This is a genomic window from Pseudomonas sp. GW821-FHT02H06, assembly GCF_059421525.1.
Genome location: NZ_JBWKVD010000012.1, coordinates 21,570 through 38,596 on the forward strand (window position 1 = coordinate 21,570; position 17,027 = coordinate 38,596).

Annotated in this window: 17 protein-coding genes; 4 read left to right on the forward strand and 13 right to left on the reverse strand. The window is 57.3% G+C overall.

All coding sequences use genetic code 11. The features are described 5' to 3' along the window. Positions 1-30 precede the first annotated feature (30 nt). From tssH to AC07VF_RS18850, 7 genes are all read right to left on the reverse strand, one after another. Entirely contained in the window at positions 31-2,628 is a 2,598-nt protein-coding gene (gene tssH / locus AC07VF_RS18820) for a type VI secretion system ATPase TssH (protein ID WP_192173529.1), read from the reverse strand. Continuing rightward, positions 2,625-3,695: a type VI secretion system baseplate subunit TssG gene (gene tssG, locus AC07VF_RS18825; protein WP_346625830.1), complete on the reverse strand. Its 1,071-nt coding sequence runs from the start codon at positions 3,693-3,695 to the stop codon at positions 2,625-2,627. Before tssG ends, tssH begins: the two co-directional genes overlap by 4 nt. Beyond that, on the reverse strand, positions 3,659-5,491 hold the full coding sequence (tssF, locus tag AC07VF_RS18830; protein WP_495007972.1) for a type VI secretion system baseplate subunit TssF: 1,833 nt from the start codon (positions 5,489-5,491) through the stop codon (positions 3,659-3,661). The genes tssG and tssF overlap by 37 nt, the downstream gene beginning before the upstream one ends. Next, positions 5,491-5,973 carry a type VI secretion system baseplate subunit TssE gene (gene tssE / locus AC07VF_RS18835; RefSeq protein WP_065988945.1) on the reverse strand — a complete coding sequence of 161 codons (483 nt, stop codon included), beginning with the start codon at positions 5,971-5,973 and terminating at the stop codon, positions 5,491-5,493. The genes tssF and tssE overlap by 1 nt, the downstream gene beginning before the upstream one ends. 27 nt (positions 5,974-6,000) lie before the next feature. Then, complete coding sequence (gene tssC, locus AC07VF_RS18840; protein WP_065988946.1) at positions 6,001-7,503, reverse strand: type VI secretion system contractile sheath large subunit; 1,503 nt, start codon at positions 7,501-7,503, stop codon at positions 6,001-6,003. Between the two features lie 14 nt (positions 7,504-7,517). Beyond that, positions 7,518-8,051, reverse strand: coding sequence for a type VI secretion system contractile sheath small subunit (gene tssB, locus AC07VF_RS18845; protein WP_062387737.1), 534 nt, complete (start codon positions 8,049-8,051; stop codon positions 7,518-7,520). A gap of 68 nt (positions 8,052-8,119) precedes the next feature. Further along, complete coding sequence (locus tag AC07VF_RS18850) at positions 8,120-8,869, reverse strand: hypothetical protein (protein ID WP_495007973.1); 750 nt, start codon at positions 8,867-8,869, stop codon at positions 8,120-8,122. 597 nt (positions 8,870-9,466) lie between these two features. Between AC07VF_RS18850 and AC07VF_RS18855 the strand changes: the two genes are divergently transcribed. Further along, a complete protein-coding gene (locus AC07VF_RS18855; protein WP_495007974.1) occupies positions 9,467-10,030 on the forward strand; it encodes a hypothetical protein in 564 nt (187 codons plus the stop codon). A 293-nt stretch (positions 10,031-10,323) separates the two neighbouring features. Here AC07VF_RS18855 and AC07VF_RS18860 read toward each other — a convergent pair whose 3' ends face one another. Together AC07VF_RS18860 and AC07VF_RS18865 are read right to left on the reverse strand one after the other, a co-directional pair. Next, on the reverse strand, positions 10,324-10,881 hold the full coding sequence (locus tag AC07VF_RS18860; protein WP_495007975.1) for an HD domain-containing protein: 558 nt from the start codon (positions 10,879-10,881) through the stop codon (positions 10,324-10,326). 135 nt (positions 10,882-11,016) lie between these two features. Further along, positions 11,017-11,280 carry a hypothetical protein gene (locus AC07VF_RS18865; RefSeq protein WP_192173536.1) on the reverse strand — a complete coding sequence of 88 codons (264 nt, stop codon included), beginning with the start codon at positions 11,278-11,280 and terminating at the stop codon, positions 11,017-11,019. Positions 11,281-11,479: 199 nt separating this feature from the next. Between AC07VF_RS18865 and AC07VF_RS18870 the strand changes: the two genes are divergently transcribed. From AC07VF_RS18870 to AC07VF_RS18880, 3 genes are all read left to right on the forward strand, one after another. Further along, positions 11,480-12,208, forward strand: coding sequence for a hypothetical protein (locus AC07VF_RS18870; RefSeq protein WP_346629085.1), 729 nt, complete (start codon positions 11,480-11,482; stop codon positions 12,206-12,208). 619 nt (positions 12,209-12,827) lie between these two features. Then, positions 12,828-13,496: a hypothetical protein gene (locus tag AC07VF_RS18875; protein ID WP_346629086.1), complete on the forward strand. Its 669-nt coding sequence runs from the start codon at positions 12,828-12,830 to the stop codon at positions 13,494-13,496. 307 nt (positions 13,497-13,803) lie between these two features. Then, entirely contained in the window at positions 13,804-14,535 is a 732-nt protein-coding gene (locus tag AC07VF_RS18880) for a hypothetical protein (protein ID WP_495007976.1), read from the forward strand. Between the two features lie 514 nt (positions 14,536-15,049). On the opposite strand, the gene AC07VF_RS18885 is transcribed toward AC07VF_RS18880, so the two are convergent. The 4 genes from AC07VF_RS18885 to AC07VF_RS18900 all read right to left on the reverse strand — a co-directional run bounded on the left by AC07VF_RS18885 (position 15,050) and on the right by AC07VF_RS18900 (position 17,017). After that, positions 15,050-15,217 carry a hypothetical protein gene (locus AC07VF_RS18885; protein WP_495007977.1) on the reverse strand — a complete coding sequence of 56 codons (168 nt, stop codon included), beginning with the start codon at positions 15,215-15,217 and terminating at the stop codon, positions 15,050-15,052. Positions 15,218-15,422: 205 nt separating this feature from the next. Continuing rightward, entirely contained in the window at positions 15,423-15,932 is a 510-nt protein-coding gene (locus AC07VF_RS18890; protein ID WP_495007978.1) for an SMI1/KNR4 family protein, read from the reverse strand. A gap of 45 nt (positions 15,933-15,977) precedes the next feature. After that, positions 15,978-16,508, reverse strand: a complete 531-nt coding sequence (locus tag AC07VF_RS18895) for a hypothetical protein (RefSeq protein WP_495007979.1) — start codon at positions 16,506-16,508, stop codon at positions 15,978-15,980. A 92-nt stretch (positions 16,509-16,600) separates the two neighbouring features. Next, a complete protein-coding gene (locus tag AC07VF_RS18900; RefSeq protein WP_495007980.1) occupies positions 16,601-17,017 on the reverse strand; it encodes a hypothetical protein in 417 nt (138 codons plus the stop codon). Positions 17,018-17,027 lie beyond the last annotated feature (10 nt).

Genomic DNA, 17,027 nt, shown 5'->3' on the forward strand with positions numbered 1-17,027 from the left:
CCTATGAATGCTCAATCAAATCAAGCCGGATCACGTGAGGCTGTAGGCGAAATCGCCGTCGCTGCTCAGTTCGATGTTCAGGCTCTGAATCGGTTTGTCCTGGGCCATGCGTTCCAGCACGTGCTGGGACAGTTCCGGCATGAGGGTCTTGGACAGAATGTTGTCGATGTTGCGTGCGCCGCTGTCGACCTCGGTGCAGCGCGCGGCGATGGCCTTGACCAGCGCCTCGTCGTAGCCGAGCACCGCCTGATGGTTGCGCTCGAAGCGTTTGCGAATGCGCTCCAGCTTCAGCGCAACGATGCGCTCCAGAATCTCGTCCTGAACCGGGTAGTACGGCACGATGGTCAGGCGCCCCAGAAAGGCGGGCTTGAACACCTGGTTCAGCTCGTCGCGCAGGTCTTCGACGATCTCGTCCGGCGTCGGCTGCTCGGTGGTGTTCAGGCAGCGCTGCATGATTCGATCGGTGCCGGTGTTGGAGGTAAGGATGATCACCGTGTTGCGGAAGTTGATCTCGCGACCTTCGCCGTCATCCAGTACGCCCTTGTCGAACACCTGAAAGAACAGCTCAAGCACGTCCGGGTGGGCTTTCTCCACTTCGTCCAGCAGCACCACGCTGTAGGGTTTGCGCCGCACTGCTTCGGTCAGCACGCCGCCTTCGCCGTAACCGACGTAGCCGGGAGGTGAACCCTTGAGACTGGAAACGGTGTGGGCTTCCTGGTACTCGGACATGTTGATGGTGATGACGTTACGCTCGCCGCCGTACAGGGTGTCGGCCAGCGCCAGAGCGGTTTCGGTCTTGCCGACGCCGCTCGGTCCCAGCAGCAGGAACACGCCGATGGGCTTGTTAGGGTCTTCCATGCGCGCCCGGGAGATCTTGATGCGTTTGCCGATCTCCGCCAGGGCGTGATCTTGCCCGAGTACGCGCTCGCCCAGCAGTGCCGGCAGGCGCTGCACGGTGTCGATTTCGTTGCGCAGCATCTTGCCCAGCGGGATGCCGGTCCAGCCGGAAATCACCTCGCCGATGGTGCCGCCGTCGACCAGTGCGTGGACCAGCGGCTGCTCGCCCTGAACGGCTGACAGCTCGGCGCGCACGGCGGAAATCTCGCTGACATCGGGTGTCTCGACGCTGCCCAGTTCAGCGAGTTTCTTGACCAGATCCAGCTCGCGCTGCCATTGCTGCTCCAGGGTCTCGCGGGTGTTCTGGACGCTCTGCAATTCTTCGTTCAGCGCGGCCAGACGGCGGGAGTGGTCGCTGCCTTTGGCGGCTTCTTGCTGCAGCACGGCGATCTCGGCCTGGACGTTGTCGATCTGGCGCTTGCAGTCTTCCAGCGGGCCGGGCTGCGCCGACTGCGCCAGGGCTACGCGGGCGCAGGCGGTGTCGAGCACGCTGACGGCTTTGTCCGGCAACTGACGCCCGGTGATGTAGCGGTTGGACAGGCGCACGGCCTGCACCAGCGCTTCGTCCATGACCGTGACTTTGTGGTGCTCCTGCATTTTGCCGAGCAGGCCACGGAGCATGTAAATGGCTTTGTCTTCGTCCGGCTCCTCCACCTTGACCACCTGGAAACGGCGGGCGAGGGCGGCGTCTTTCTCGAAGTACTTTTTGTACTCCGCCCAGGTAGTCGCGGCGATGGTGCGCAGCTCGCCACGGGCCAGTGCCGGTTTCAGCAGGTTGGCGGCATCGTTCTGCCCGGCCTGACCACCGGAGCCGATCAGGGTGTGGGCTTCGTCGATAAACAGAATGATCGGGTGCAGGCTGCGTTTGGTTTCTTCGATGACCGACTTCAGGCGGTTTTCGAACTCGCCTTTGACCCCGGCGCCGGCTTGCAGCAGGCCCAGATCGAGGGTGTGAATCGCCACATCCTTGAGCACCGACGGCACGTCGCCCTGAACGATGCGCAACGCCAGGCCTTCGACGACGGCGGTTTTACCCACGCCGGCTTCACCGGTGAGGATCGGGTTGTTCTGCCGGCGACGGGTCAGAATGTCGACCATCTGCCGCACTTCGAACTCGCGGCCCAGCACCGGATCGATGCGACCGTCGCGGGCGCTCTGGGTCAGGTTGATGGTGTATTGATCCAGCCCCGGCGTTTTGCCGTTGCCTTGAACAGTGCGGCCATTGGCGGCTTTCGGGCTTTCCAGCGGACTGGCCAGCCCCGATTCCGGGCTGCCTTCCACCAGCGCCGCGAGGTTGACCCGCAGGTCGTCGGCGTTGATTTTGTCCAGCTCTGGCGCCGAGGCGACGACCACGCGGTGCAGCTCGTCATCGTCCAGCAACGCTTGAATCAGGTAGCCGGTGCGGATCTGGCTCTGGCCGAATTCGATGGAGGCCAAAACCCAGGCCTGCTCGATCATCCGAGTGATGTGCGGCGACAGGGCCGGCGTGCGCGTGTTGCCTTTCTTGAAGGTGCCGAGGGCGGTGACCAACTGCGCCTGCAGGCGCTCGGGGACCACGTCGTAGTGACGAAGGATCGCCGGCAGATCGTTGTCGTTGTTTTCCAGCAGCTGCAGCAGCAAGTGCTCGACTTCAACGTCGTAATGATTTTCTGACAAGCACAGGGCGGCAGCGCCTTCTGTGGCTGTGCGACTGGTTTCGTTCAGTTTGGCGAACAGCGACTTCAGGTTCACAGTGATACCCCATCAAAAGGAATATGGAAAAGAGCACAACGGGCCGGCTCGACATCGGCGCCCGGACGTTTCAACCAGCCCAGCCAGCCCAGCGCGACGTTGCCCTGCCGGCCGATTTTCGCCAGCGGCACCGCCTCGCGCTTGAGGGTCGGCGCGATCTGGAAATCCAGGTGCGCGCCAACGTAAAAACGCACCAGCTCCACCAGCTTCTGGTAGTCCTCGGTGCCGGGCTGAAAACGCTGATAGTCGGCCAGCGTCAACGGGCCGATGTCGATGCGCACGGTGGACTGGTAATCCCAGACCCGGTTGCCGACCACGGCGCTTTGCCCGAGGGCGGCATTCTTGCGGCCCAGCTGGGTGCACTGGCTGACGTCGAGCTTCAGCCAGCGCCCGGCGAACTGCCGGACCTTGAACGGCAGTGAGAAGTAAAAGCTCAGCATCACTTGCAGGTTCAGCGCGTTGCGCGGCTTCTGCGCGAACATCCCCGAGAAATAGCTGAACAGCTCCCGACGCAGCGGTGAGCCTTCAGGGCCGAATTTCTGCTTCTGCGCCTGCGGCCCAAGGCCCACCAGATGCAGCAGGTAGCGATCGAAGTTCGACGTGCCGTTGCGCTCGTACTCGATGTAAAACTTGTACTTCTGCCAGGCCTCGTAGAACAGCGTGGTCATGCGGTGCGAGAACACGTCGAGAAACGCGTGGGCAGCGTCATCGCGGTACTGAATGTGGCGTTCCAGCAACAGCTCGGTGTACGGGCGTGGCAATACGCCGGACGGCCCGACCAGCCCCATGAACGTCACCTGCACTTCGGTCAGCGGCAGCCCGGCCGCCGACACCTTGCCCTCGCGCTCGAATTTCAGATCGCTGACTTCGCTCGCCGGGAAATTCAGCGACAGCTGCGAACGAAAGCGCAACGGGTCTTCATGGGGCCGCGTCTGCAGGTCCATTTGCCCGTTCCTGCTGTAATGCAGGCGGAGCAAACGCACCAACTGAAAGAATTCGAATCGGTGCGGCTCAGCCCGTGCCTGGTCGATCAGACCAGGGGTTGATCGCCGGTTCGCGGGGGCCATTGGACCACTCTCTTTTCGCGCTGCAAGGTGCGCAGGGTTAATTGGGTAAAGCTGTTGATCGAGCAGTACTGGCCGAAGAAATGGTCGAGGACCATGCCGAACAGAAACACGCCGCTGCCGGTGTACTGGCTTTCATCGAACTTGAGGGTGATGCCCACGCCGCGCACGAAGTTCGGACGCGGGTGGCCGATCCGCGCGACCACCGGCTCGCTGCTCACCGAGACAATGCCGTTGATCTGCTTACGGATCGCCGAAGTGTTGCGGTAGTTGTAGAGCGACAGCAATTCCAGCAGCACGTCGCGGCCTTTGCTGACCAGCGACATGTGGTTCAGCGACAGGTGCGAAACCAGGCGCCAGATCACGCCGTTGCCCAGTGGCACGCGCACCGACGCGGTGGGCTTGCGCAGGCAGCGGATGTCGTCGATGACCGAGCCTGCCGGGACGCTGAAGTCCCCGCGCGCGCCGCCGAAGGGCAGCAGCGAAGGCAGGTCCCGGTTGCTGCAGGTCAGGCGGATGCTCAAGGTATCGCTGGCCGAGTTGATCAGCTCCAGATCCCGGTCAACCACACGAATGAACATGTCGGTGCCGTCCCGTTGCCGGCTCTGGGAGGGGCGTCGGCGGGCGATCCAGAAGCTATTGCCCGGCCCCTGATCGGCGCGCGGCTCGAAGAACGGATGACAGCTGCTGACCTGCTCCAGGCCGCCGACTTTCTTGACCCGGCGCACGCGGTCAATGGACACCACCTCGGCCGTGTTTTGCATGCGCACGTCCGGGATGATGGCGTATTCATGCTGAGCATGGGTCAGGGTGATCGGCTCGGCCTGCTGGCGGAACAGGTTGATGATCGGCGTGCAGTTGAGCTTGAAGTTGGCGCGGCCGATGTTCTGGGTCAGACGGGCCAGGCGGTCGTGCAGGTCGTAGTCGGAAAAGTAGAAATTGATCTCGACCTTGCCCAGCTTCTTGCCCGCCAGAATGCGGCGGAAACCGGACAGGTCGAAGAACATGAACTTGTCCGGGAAGGTGAAGTATTCGTGCAGCAGCCGGTAGCCGAGGAACGAGCGCTCCGAATAATCCACCAGCCCTTCATCCAGACCGTAACCAACCGCTTTCAGCGCGTCGGCCGGCAGGGCCACTTCGCGCATGCGGCCTTCGTCTTCAAAGGCCAGCGTGGCTTTGGCCAGGTTGTTGAAGAGCAATTCGTACAGCTGCAGCATCAGCGTGCTTTCGCCGTCGAGGAAGAAGCGCAACGAGTCCAGCTCCATCTGACCGAACAGCACGTCGGAGGTCGCCGTCAGGCCGATGCGCAAACGCGCCACCAGGTCCGCGCTATGGCCGTTGAAAGCCGAGCGTTCCATCTCCACGAACGAGGCCTGCTGCACGCTGATCGGCCACAGGTCGACCGGGTAGCAGGTGCGGAACTTGCACACCACGCTGTCGATGGGCGTGGCATGAATCTCGGTGTGACGGGCGACACGATAGGCGTCGGTGACTTTCTCATTCTTGCCCAGGGTGAACTCGACGATGGACATCGACGGGGTAGGGCGCAGGTAGTGCGGGTACAGCACCTCAAGGAACGACTCGACGATTTCCGGAAACTCGTCATCGAGCTTCTTGTGCACCCGTGCCGCGAGAAACGAAAACGCCTCGATCAACCGCTCGGTATGAGGGTCCTCGCAGTTATCGCCCTCGATGAGCAACCGCGAGGCGATTTTCGGGTACTGGCTCGCGAACTCCTGGCCCAGAAAGCGCAGGTGCGACAGTTCCTTTTCGTAATAGGGGAGCAGGTCGTCGAGCATCAGTTGAGGTTCTGTACTGTGTATTCCTGGGTATTGACCTGCAACACCGCGTCAAAGGAAACCTGACGGGAGATGTCTTGCAGGCGCAGTACGGCGTCAACGCGAAAGGTCAGCATGCGTTGGCCGGTTTGTTGTGCGAGCAGTTGTACCTTGACGCTGCGAAAGCGCCGGTCGCCGTCGGAAATCGCTTTCTCCAGCTGCTGCTGAATCAGGTAGCGGTCCTGCGGGTCGAGCACGCTTTTGCTGGTGAAATCGGGCATGCCGTAGTCGAGGATCGTCCCGGGCAGTTGCGGGAAACCGGCGAGCTCGCCAGCCACCAGGGACTGACGGGTGTTCACCAGGATTTCCAGGTCCCGCACGATGCTGGCCTTGTAATCGGCCAGCGAACACAAGCGTTGCGCCGAGGCTTCAACGGACTGGTGCGGACGGTCGTCCAGCAACCGGTCCAGCAGTGACGGCAACAGCTTGTGTTGGCTACTCATGTTGCCTCCCTGGCAGACCCGATTCGGTTAACCGCGTGTGGATTGCGGCAGTTCGGCGACCAGTCGCAGCGACGCCGTCAGTTCATCCAGTTGGTAGTGCGGACGCAGGTACGTCACGGCCTTGTACACGCCAGGCTTGCCCGGCACTTCGAAGACTTCGGCACGGGCTTCACGCAGCGGGAACTTGGCCTTGGCTTCCTGACTGGCGGTGTCGTCGAGCAGCACGTAGCTGGACAGCCACTTGTTGAGGAACATCTCGACGTCTTTGCGCGAAGCGAAGCTACCGACCTTGTCGCGCATGATCGCCTTCATGTAGTGAGCGATGCGCGAGGTGGCGAAGATGTACTGCAACTGCGCCGAGAGACGGGCGTTGGCGTTGGCGATGTCGGTGTTGTACTGCTTTTGCTTCTGCGTCGACTGGGTGCCGAAGAACGCCGCGTAGTCGGTGCCCTTGCAGTGCACCAGCGGAATGAAACCGAGGTCGGAAAGCTCTTTCTCGCGGCGGTCGGTAATCGCGATTTCGGTCGGGCACTTGAGGGCAATTTCACCGTCATCGGTCTTGAACGTGTGGGTCGGCAGACCTTCCACCAGACCGCCGCCTTCCACGCCACGAATCGCCACGCACCAGCCGTAGCGGGAGAACGCGTCGGTGACGCGGGTGCCGAGGGCGTAGGCAGCGTTCATCCACAGGTATTTGTTGTGGTCGCGGCCATCGACGCTTTCGACGAAGTTGAATTCTTCCACCGGCGTGGTATCCGGGCCATACGGCAGGCGACCCAAGACGTGGGGCAGGGTCAGGCCGACGTAACGGGAGTCTTCGGAATTACGGAAGGACTTCCACTTGGCGTATTCGACGGTGTCGAAGATCTTCGCCAGGTCACGCGGGCCGGACATGTCGGTGAACGAGTCCCAGCCAAACAGCTCAGGCGACGCCGCCGAAATGAATGGCGCGTGGGCCGCGGCGGCGACGTGGGAGATCTCTTCGAGCAGGTACATGTCTTCCGGGTTACGGTTGAACTCGTAATCACCCAGCAGCATGCCGAACGGAGCGCCACCAAAGGTGCCGTACTCTTCTTCGTAGATCTTCTTGAACAGCGCGCTCTGGTCGAATTCGGACGAGGCCTTCAGGTCACGGACCAGGTCTTTCTTCGAGGCGTTGAGCAAGTGAATCTTCAGCGTGGTGCTGGTCTCTGTCTGGTCGACCTGGTACTTCAGGCCACGCCAGGACGCTTCCAGTTGCTGGAATTCACGGGCGTGCATGATCTCGTTCATCTGCTCGGAGAGCATCGAATCGATCTCGGCGATGCGCGCATCGAGCACGGCGATCAGGTCTTTGCTCGGCGTCATCTCGCCTTCGAGCACCTGACCTACCAGCTCACCGATCAGATCACGGGTGCGGGTGCGTTCGGTTTCGGAGCGGGCAACACGGCTTTCGGAAATGATGCTGTCGAGCAGCGAAGACTGCGGGGCGAAGTTTTCCACTTCAACCAGATCAGTGTCCTGCTGGGCCACGGTTTGTTTGTCGTTCATGGTCGTGCTCCTGCTTACTCTTTGGCGTCGGTGGCGGGAACGGCGGCTTCACGACCGAATTCCTTGCCCAGCGTTTTCAGCTTCTCGGTGTTCTGCAACACGTCCATCAACAGCTCTTCGAGCTTGTCGTTACCGCCCATCTTGTTGCGCAGGTCGGCGAGCTTGTTGCGCACTTCCAGCAGCTTGCGCAGCGGCTCGACTTGCTTGACCACGTTCTGCGGTTCGAAGTCTTCGAGGGCGTTGAAGTTGAGCTCGACGCCCAGCTGCGTGCCGTTCTTGGCCAGGGTGTTGTCGACGCGATAGGCCAGGCGCGGCTTGATGCCTTTGAGCACGCCATTGAAGTTGTCGCGGTCGATGAAGATGAATTTGCGATCCTTGAGCTTGGGCAGCGGCTCAAGGGGGTTGCCGGAAAAATCGCCCAGCACGCCGACGACAAAGGGCAGCTCTTTCTTTTCCTGAGCATCGCCGATGTCGACGTCGTAGGTGATGTGGACCCGAGGGGCGCGAACGCGGTCGAGTTTGTGCTGGGTACTTTCCTTCTTCGCCATCGTGTTCTCCTGTGCGAGCAACTCGCTGCAAGTCATTTGCGTGTCGGCTCGACGTTGAGCCGAGCGCGTTACAGTCCTTCGATCGTCATCAGCAAGCGCTGACGAATCTCATCTTTCATTTCCATGATGCTGTCCTGGCCCACCAGTTCTTCAAAACTGGCGTTGCCGGCAATCTGCGTGCTGCTGCGAATGACCGAGTCGTCCGGCAGCGTCGAGCGCACCGGGGAGCTGATCACGCAGAACGGCAGGTCGCCAAAATCCTTCAGTCGCTCAAAACTCACCGGAAACCGCAGACCGTCGAACAGACGACCCAGGCCCGGTGATTTGCTCACGCAGTAAAACAGCACCAGGTAGTGCACGACGAAGCGGTACAACTCGGCGCTGCTGCGGTTGGGGTCTTTGATGACGCTGCGAAAGCGCGCCAGATCAAATGAATTGAAACCGATCACCCAGCGCGTCGGGCTGGTGATGCGGACGGTCTGACCGCTGTCGGCCAGGACCCTGTCGTATTCCAGCGGGAACAGCTCGGGGGTGGTGCTGATCAGGTTCAGCGGCACTTCCATCTCGTTGACCAACTGGAACGGAGACGCCGAACCAATTCTGTCGTACAGCTCTTTGAGTGCTTTGAAGTGGTGCTGGGTCTCCCGGCCACTGCTGCGCTGGGCACCCTGGAGGTATTCACCGAACAGATTCTGCGGACGAATCAGCAGCGCCAGCGTGGCCAGGTAATCGGACGCCTGTGCTTTAAGCACGTCGGAAATCGCCCGGGTCTGGCTGCGCAGCTTTATGAGTGCTTCTACGTCAAACGTTTGAGTCATTGGTACATCGTCCCTGAACCCTTCTCAACAATGCGGCGAATGCGGCGAAACATAGTGAAGAGATCGCGTCGCCCGGCTGGCACACCTTCTCGAAAAGCTGATTCGGATGAACGTCATCCCGAAAACTCGATGCGAAGGTTAGGCACATGAAACGTGGCCGAACACCGATAGCTAGTAGCCAGCAGTGTCAGCTCAGGCAGTTAATTGTGTGGGAAAGTTCCTACAGACGCGAAGTTTTTCTCACATTTGATACAGCTCGCAATGATGTCTCAAGGCTACTAGGGGGCGTTATGGGGTGGTCGAAATGGCTCTAGCCCTTGTGGATCAAGGGTTGCAGGGTTTTATTGGATCCTTTCGGGTGGTGTAAAGAAAAGCGCGGAAAGGTGAACCGGTTCACCTACTGATCTGAACTAAGCGGGCAACTAAGGAAAATGAGGGGAAACGAGTGGGGCGGAGGGGGTGGCCAGTCTCGGCATTTTTTCGCGGAAATTGGATTTTTTCGGGGGAGGGGTGATGTAGTTTGCGCAGGTTCGGCTTGAGTCGTTGGCTTGGGTCGAGCGTCGTTTTTGGGGACGGTATTTATCAAGGAGCGTGGCTATGCAAATGCGAGGTTGGTTGAGGGCGGTTCTGGGGCGCGAGGGGCGGGTGGAGGAGGTTGTGCCAGGGTCGAAGTCAGAGTCAGCTTCTGCCGACGGCAAGGAGCAGGGGCAGGAGGAGCCGTTGTCGCGGGTGCAGCAACTTCTCAGCGGGTTGCCGGTTTGTCAGGCACCTGGTGCGTTCGCGACGCCGCCGCCCGTTTGTCCTTCGGTCTGGGAAAGAGACAAGGCATTACTCGCCAGGTATCACGCCTATGTGGACGACGCCGAGAAGATTGGCTGGCGAGCGCTGTCAGACGCCCCTCGGGAAGAGGGACGTGAGCTTGCAGCGCAATGGCGGTCCAGGGCGATCGACCTTTCCAGCGCTAAAGCCACCGAACAATGTGATGGAATTTACTGGTACTTCCAGAGCGCAGCCATCGCTTCACTGTTCGCGGACGGACCGGAATCGGAAGCCTTTGCCCGCTACAGGAGGGATGCGGAATCGTATCGGGGATGGCGCAGGGTGAGCGGTCAGGTGCGGTTGTTTGATGAGTATGTGAGCGTGATTGCGTCTAGCCCATAGCTCAAGCCGGGCGCTGAGTGAAGGGCTGACTGGACCCTTTGGGCTAGACCGCTTCGCGAGCAAGGCCCGACTGGTCTCATGTGGGCCACAGATCCGGGACACACTGCAGATTCTGTGGGAGTGAGCTTGCTCACGAAGAGGCCGGTGCACTCAGCAGATATCCGTCGGCTGGAATACCATTCGCGAGCAAGCTCGCTCCCACGGCATGGTGGGCTGACCCGATATGTTGGCCAGTTTCGGAAAACTTGTGGGAGTGACCGGAGTGGCGCTTCACCGTGCTCACGAAGAGGTTTTCAGATGTCCCGCTGCTCATCGACGTACAAGGATTTGTAGCGCGCCATAGCATCGGTGAGTCGGCGCTTCAAATAGTCATTGGTATGCCCAAGCGCTGCCAGGATCTGCGCAGATTCCTCGTGATAGGAGGCGCGCTTTTCCAGCGACCACGTCGATGGCGCGGATTGGAGATTGGTGATTCGGTCGCACAATTTAATGGCCGCCGCTTCCCGGGAATGCGCGGCGATTGCCTGGAAATAGCGCTCGTCCGAGAACGGCACGATCAGGTTCTTGCTCAGGCAGGCGACAGTCGATGCGGCAACGGCGCCGAACACTTCAGCCAATGCCTCCTCCGAGATCGCGGTGTCCTCGATCACGTCGTGCAGCAGCGCGGCGGGCATGGCGATGGCCAGATCACCGATGTCACTTTCGCGGTCCGCGAAAATCAACTCGTTGGCGACCATCGCAACATGGGTGGTGTACGGCAGATTCGATCCCTTCATCATCTGCCCGACGTGGGCGTGGGAGGCGAACAGCCAGGCTTTGTTGTAGAGGTGCTGCAGGTCGGTGGACGTCAATCAATTCACTCCTGAGATTGGGGAGATGGGCGGTGAAGGCTTTCCAGGGGCTGGCCGTCGGGGAGCTGGATTTTCAAGCCGCGGGCAATCTGGTCGCCAATGCTTTAGGCGGTGAACTTTGGATTCGCCGCATTGCTAGCAAGCGAAGCCTCGTTTCGAGCCTGGCTTTTGCATCAGCAACTCGTCCATCTCTCGCCGACGGCAACGGTTGACGAATTCAAGCGCTGAGGCGAGATCGTGGTGGAAGCGTTCGGACATCTGTTGGTCTATTGCGTAATATTCTTCGTACTCGATCAAGCCGTTGAAAACAGGGAAAGCCACAAAGAACTGGCCTGAGGTTTCTTCGATGCCAAGACAGAACCTTTCTTCTCGGTTTACGTAAGTGTCGCTGAATGTCATCGTTCGTAGGGCTCCAGTTTGCTGGCTAAAGCAGCTTTAGCGCTGCCTCATTATGCAATATCTGATAAAGCTCGCTGCGCAAAGCTTTACACAGGTTGGTTGTCGTTGAGCAAGGCGGTGCGAATGAGGTCGAGTTTTTGTCTGGTCAACCGTCAGTGATCGACGATGAATGTATGTGCTTATGGGCTAGGGAACGGTAATGATTGATGCGCATAATCTCAAGAAGGTCAGTTGGACATTGCTAACATTCCTTTTATCCATGATGGCCCTAGGTCCATCAAATCTTGAATTTTTCTGGCATCTGTACCTCGTGGTGGCGCTGCTGGCGATTCTGTGGACTCTCTACCTGGTTTATTTTTGTGAGAGATTTACCGTTTATATGATCTCGCTGGTCGTGGCGTTTTTAGGCGCGTTTTGTTCACCAGTCTGCTCGGTCGCGTATCTCGCAGCAGGAAGCATCTGGGGCAAAGAGGGTCTTCTGCCGTTATTGCTAGGGTGCGCCCCGGTTGGTATCACGCTGCTGACCTACTATGCACTGGCCAGAGGTAGATCATCCTTTCATCCGTTCGAATATGACGGGCTAAAAGTTCAGCCGAGGTATGAGAATAGACAGCGATCAGTTGCCTCGTATAATCCCGTGTTAGTTGCCGGGGCTACAACCTTGGCGGCAAGTATTACTATAAATTCACTCGGCCATTTAACTGCTGCAATGGTCGCTATGGTTGGACTGCAGGCGTTTTGCATCGCCGCGTTGTTTCACGCTCGGCACATCATCAGGGGGCTACGCGCGCTCCGCCTTCAAGAACAATCAATGCCTACGCCCTACACGTTCATGCAAATTGACCAAATTCGCGAAGCGCGGAGGCGCTGGTATTTGAGCAGATGGTTCACGTCGATCGCGGCTTGGAGGGTGTCGCAGGATGACTGATTGCTCGATGATTCGTCTCGACTTGGTTTGGTGGGTATCTCGCATCGCTGATTTGTGAACGGTTATAGCGACGGAAACGGCGCGGTGTGGGTTGACGTCATCCGATAGCCAGGCGGGATGGAACCGGAAGGCAGTTGCAGGGCAGAAGCCAGTGCCCATTCGCCGATGCGTGCGCGTCTAACACATTTCGACAATCCAGAGACCGTTTGGCTGCGCAGTCTTCCTGCAACGAGGCGGACTGCTGGAACTCCCAAGCACGATACTCAACGCTGCGCAAAATCGACTCACCGGGTTGACAGGGAGATGCTCAAAAGTGTCTCCTTTCTCGCGGTGACGCCTGTAACGATTCTGAGACTGTGACCTCCTTCGTAATTTATGCGCTGCGAAGATATGAGAGGTCCGACTTCCTGAATACTTTTCGCAGCCGGTTGCAAGGCTTGGAATTCAACTACGGGGACAGTTGCCGCCGATTGCAATTTTTTTGCTCGAAAAGCTATCGCTCGCTACAAGCGTTGATAGTGCGACCGGGAATTCATCACTAATGTGCAGATTGGAGTTATCTGGTTCAATGAATACGATGTATGATCCAGACCCGCGTACAATCAAACGAGGTCCCCTATTGACCTTTCTGTTTGTCGTGGGCGCAGGTGCGTTTGGGCCTGCTAACTTTCCTGAATGCACTTGGCTATATTTCGGTTTCGTGGCCTTATTCTTTTTATATATTCTCTATATGATTTACTGGTGTGAAAGTTTCACATCTTTCACGCTCGGCATGTTTTCGTCATTTGTATTCTCATTTGGCGTCGCTGCGGCGGGTCTAGCCCATGTCGCGCTTGTCGTAGATTTGCACGCTTCGAGATCCCAGGCTGCCGTTGCAAATATAGGGCTCGTGGCGTTGATGGGATTGATCTACGCATTTGTCTATTTTTCTCCTCGTAAGAGTTTTCCTTTTCAAACCGATGGGAACAAGGTTTCACGTGTCGCTATGCGAAGCAGTCATTACAGTCCCGGCCTCATTGCAGGTGTTGGTACTGTGGTATCAGCTCTTTTGATCAACTCTGTGTCATCACTGACGTCTAGCGCCGTCGCTGTGTTGGGCGTCTTTTTTTGCTGCGTTGCCCTCATGCTTTATGAACGTGATGCGATTAGCGGCCTGCGCACCCTCCGTTCTCGGGAGAAGTCCATGCCTGCTCCATTCACATTCAAGCGAATCGACGAGATCCGTAAAGCCCGCAGCCGTTGGTGGATCAGTAGATTGTTCAAGTGGATTAGTTCCCGGCACCAGTGACCAGGTGCATGATTAAAGGTAATTCTGCGCACGCTGAATTGTCTCTTCGCGTATTCACCCAAGGGGTAAAGGAGATTTACATGATCATGCACCTCGCATCGTTTCTCGCGCCGCAGAACGTACAGCTGATCGCGTCCAGGCTCTGCCAATCCGAAACCGCCGAGTTGCGCGCTGTCGACAGACGCAGGATCTCTAGCCAATCAAAGTCTGTGCTTGAGGGTATGGGTTGGGTTGGAATATTTATTGATCCATGGGTTGAGGCAAACCGATAAAGAATGCGTTGAAGCGTTGAAAGGGATACTGGCTGATGATTTTGGACTCCGATTATCTCAAGCACGGTGCTTGGGTCTCGTTTATCGCACTTGTCTTTTCCATGGCTATCGGGCTCTCTGCGGTTCCGCTCTTCTGGCCAGCCTATATTCTGGTTTTTCTCTTGAAACTTAGCTGGTTTCTCTACCTGATCTATTTTTGTGAGAGGTTTACATTTTATTTGTGGTCAGTCCTAGCCAGTGTGCTGAGCTTCTTGATCATACTAGCAGGCAGTGCCGCTTACGCTTCCGCTGCCGACGTGTGGGGCCCGGCAAGTGCCGAGGCATTCATTGCAGGATTGTTACCCGTGGCTTTAGTATTTTTTACTTATTTTATAATTGCGCGCACAAAACCGTCGTTTCATCCGTTTGAATACAGTGGAAACAAGGTAAAGGTAGTGCCGAGAATTAGTCAGAGTAAGTCAGCAAGGTATCCGGCTGCGTTGTTGGCTGGTGCCTCCACATTAGTCGCGAGTATCTTCGTCAAAATCTTTGGGGTACCCGCAGCGGGAGTTGTTGGTGCGGTCGTCCTGACGACCTGCGCTTTAGTGATTCTTTACCACCTGCGTCATTCAGTTAGAGCGCTGCGCACGTTGAGGATAAAAGAAAAAACCACATCAGGGCGCTACACGTTTATGGAAATCGACGGCATCCGCGAAGCGCGCGGTAGGTGGTGGATCAGTAGATTTTTCACCTGGGTTGGCTCTAGGTGCGCCTCGACGGACGCCTAGGCCATTCGGGGTATGGTAGCCCGTATTTCCCAGTACTTTCGGCAGGTACCCGGTACAAACGGGATTCCGGCAATCGGCTCTACAAGAATGCTGGAGTAACTATAGTTGATTTTGTTTCCCACTTGACGTAGCTAGTAGGCCGTCTGGCTCTGTAGTGCCCTCTGGATCTAGTGAATCCTCATGAAGACCTTGACCCTGAACCTGCGGCGCCGCCGCGGTAGGGTAGATCACTAAATGTGTACCTGATGTCGGGCCAAGTTCACGAGTGGCCATGGCTATGTCACCTTTAGGGATGATTTACACATGCGCCTCGACCACCTTTGTCGTTGGCATCGTAAATGACTTGGGAGAGAGTAGCCTTGCTGCTAAGCGTTTCCGGTCCTCAAGACGCTGCCATATTCGTGAATTGATTCGGCGAGTTATATAGCTTCCCCTCGTCTAGTTCCGGGCTTCTGTATGAGCAACTCGTCCAGCTGTCTATTGCGGCATTTGGTAACGAACGTCAGTGCGGCATTCAGATCACTTGGAATAGATCAAGCTGCGCGCGATCAATTTCGTAATATTCTTCATACTCAATCATGTCATTTCTCGCCGGAAATGAAGCATAGAACTTTCCTGAAAATTCTTCTATTCCTAGTGAGAAGCGCTTTTCGCGATTGAAGTAAATATCTGTAAATTTCATAAGATCCTCTGCGATAGATCAGTCTTTAAAATTCGATCCGCGGATACCTCTTATTGATGCCGGCAGGTGTCCTCGATCACGTTGTGCAGAAGCGCGGCAGGTATCGCGATGGACAGATCACCGATTTCACTTTCCCGGTCCGCGAAAAATCAGTTCGTTCACGCTCACCATGCCACCTGGGCGAACCGCCCTAAAGAGTGATATCTCAGAAGGACAAATCGATGCTGACGATCTTTTTACTCTTTTCCAACGCTTCGCTATCGCTTGTCTCGTTTGGCGTTAACCGGTTCAGGAAGTCTTCCAGACTGGAAGAAATCAAGACATATCCTCGGTCGACACCCGCCGCGTCATGTGCCCAGTAATGAACGGCCCCAGTTGCTTTAGCAATGCAAAACTGGTCGCCCGCGGGCGATTCGCCGAAGGTGTAGGTCTTGTCGGGGATTCGGCCGGAATACATGTTGTTCCTCTGGAAGATGTTGTATCCGTCGGGTGATAGGCCATAGATGATGTCCAGGTCGTAGGTCCCGGTCTGGCTCACGAACTGGGCACCTCGGGTGAAGACTACTGCTCCGCCTAGATCGGAGGAGAGATCCACCAATAGATCCTCAATCTCAATGACACATCCCTCCTGCAGAGGTTCGTCAATCTGGCGAGAGGTTGGGCTTGCGCAATGAGCACCGAATACCTCAGACATTCTTTTGCTGATTGCTCTCATGTTACCGCTCCTGACCCGATGACCCAGTGCCAATCCTTCAAATGATTATGCTCCATCAGGAACGGAGTCAGGGCAGTTAAGCTTGTCCCGGACGTGGTGTGCTGTGCGCACCAAGGGATCCCACAAGCCTGCCTCGCTGTTCCAGGCAGCGCCTGCCCAACGTTGGTCGGCGGTCAACTCAGCCCTGCGTTCGACCAAGCGTCGTTTGAGGATATCTGAGACGGCACTCAAATCAATCTTGGGCAGCGCTGCATATGGCCCGTCTGGCTGCGCTTCTTTACTCGCGAGGCAGTAGCAGTAGCACCAGATCCAGCTTTGAGCCATATAGATCGCCCGATTTTGATCTGGATAATGGTTGAGCAGTTTCAGCAAAGCCTGAACAAAACTCGCTGAGAATGAAGCGTTACGGGCGTTAAATTGCGGCATGAACAGCCGATCGAAAGCGACGACAACATTCTGAGGGTCGGCGTTGTCGTCTTTGGTCTCGAGAAAATAAAAGGGCTCGCCTGCGAGGAATCTGTCGAATTCATCGTGATGCAATGCAAGCTCAAGTACGTTGGCAGGTTCCTTGTTCATTCAGTTCTCCATCGTGAGCGTGTGGCGCGTGAACGAGGGTGATTTACGGCGTGGTCTGCACGGGCTGCTTAATTGGAGGGAGACTACATCAGTTAGGTCGCTTCGAAGGCGTGTTCGGCTTCGATTATGATAAGACCCAGTGACAGGTTGTAAGGCCACTGATCCGTAATGACTCTAGCCATCCCGAGCTTACGATGGCTGATCAGTTCCGGAATCTCGCCTCGCGAAATCAGGTGTAAAGCCTTCAGTAGTACTGCTTCGAAGCGAATGAGTTGATCCTCGGTGGTGATCTCAAAAATCGCCTGCCGCCGGTCAGTCAGTGCGCAGTCAATTGCACGAAGGGCCGCTTCTATTTTTTGTTTGGCAGTTTCTCTGCGGTTCATCTTGGTGGCGTCCTGCATGACTTTTCTTCCGTTTTCAAGATTCAGAAGCTCCCCGGCCCACGTGACCAAAACTGCTAGCAGCATACCGGTGATGGGCGCCGGTTGAGGAGAGCGGGCGTTGCTCAAGCCAACCGAA

What these genes read in the sequence shown, in the direction of transcription:
- tssG (WP_346625830.1), bottom strand. Translation starts at nt 3,695, where the DNA reads ATGGCCCCCGCGAACCGGCGATCAACCCCTGGTCTGATCGACCAGGCA.
- tssF (WP_495007972.1), bottom strand. Translation starts at nt 5,491, where the DNA reads ATGCTCGACGACCTGCTCCCCTATTACGAAAAGGAACTGTCGCACCTG.
- tssE (WP_065988945.1), bottom strand. Translation starts at nt 5,973, where the DNA reads ATGAGTAGCCAACACAAGCTGTTGCCGTCACTGCTGGACCGGTTGCTG.
- tssC (WP_065988946.1), bottom strand. Translation starts at nt 7,503, where the DNA reads ATGAACGACAAACAAACCGTGGCCCAGCAGGACACTGATCTGGTTGAA.
- tssB (WP_062387737.1), bottom strand. Translation starts at nt 8,051, where the DNA reads ATGGCGAAGAAGGAAAGTACCCAGCACAAACTCGACCGCGTTCGCGCC.
- AC07VF_RS18850 (WP_495007973.1), bottom strand. Translation starts at nt 8,869, where the DNA reads ATGACTCAAACGTTTGACGTAGAAGCACTCATAAAGCTGCGCAGCCAG.
- AC07VF_RS18855 (WP_495007974.1), top strand. Translation starts at nt 9,467, where the DNA reads ATGCAAATGCGAGGTTGGTTGAGGGCGGTTCTGGGGCGCGAGGGGCGG.
- AC07VF_RS18865 (WP_192173536.1), bottom strand. Translation starts at nt 11,280, where the DNA reads ATGACATTCAGCGACACTTACGTAAACCGAGAAGAAAGGTTCTGTCTT.
- AC07VF_RS18870 (WP_346629085.1), top strand. Translation starts at nt 11,480, where the DNA reads ATGATTGATGCGCATAATCTCAAGAAGGTCAGTTGGACATTGCTAACA.
- AC07VF_RS18880 (WP_495007976.1), top strand. Translation starts at nt 13,804, where the DNA reads ATGATTTTGGACTCCGATTATCTCAAGCACGGTGCTTGGGTCTCGTTT.
- AC07VF_RS18885 (WP_495007977.1), bottom strand. Translation starts at nt 15,217, where the DNA reads ATGAAATTTACAGATATTTACTTCAATCGCGAAAAGCGCTTCTCACTA.
- AC07VF_RS18890 (WP_495007978.1), bottom strand. Translation starts at nt 15,932, where the DNA reads ATGAGAGCAATCAGCAAAAGAATGTCTGAGGTATTCGGTGCTCATTGC.
- AC07VF_RS18895 (WP_495007979.1), bottom strand. Translation starts at nt 16,508, where the DNA reads ATGAACAAGGAACCTGCCAACGTACTTGAGCTTGCATTGCATCACGAT.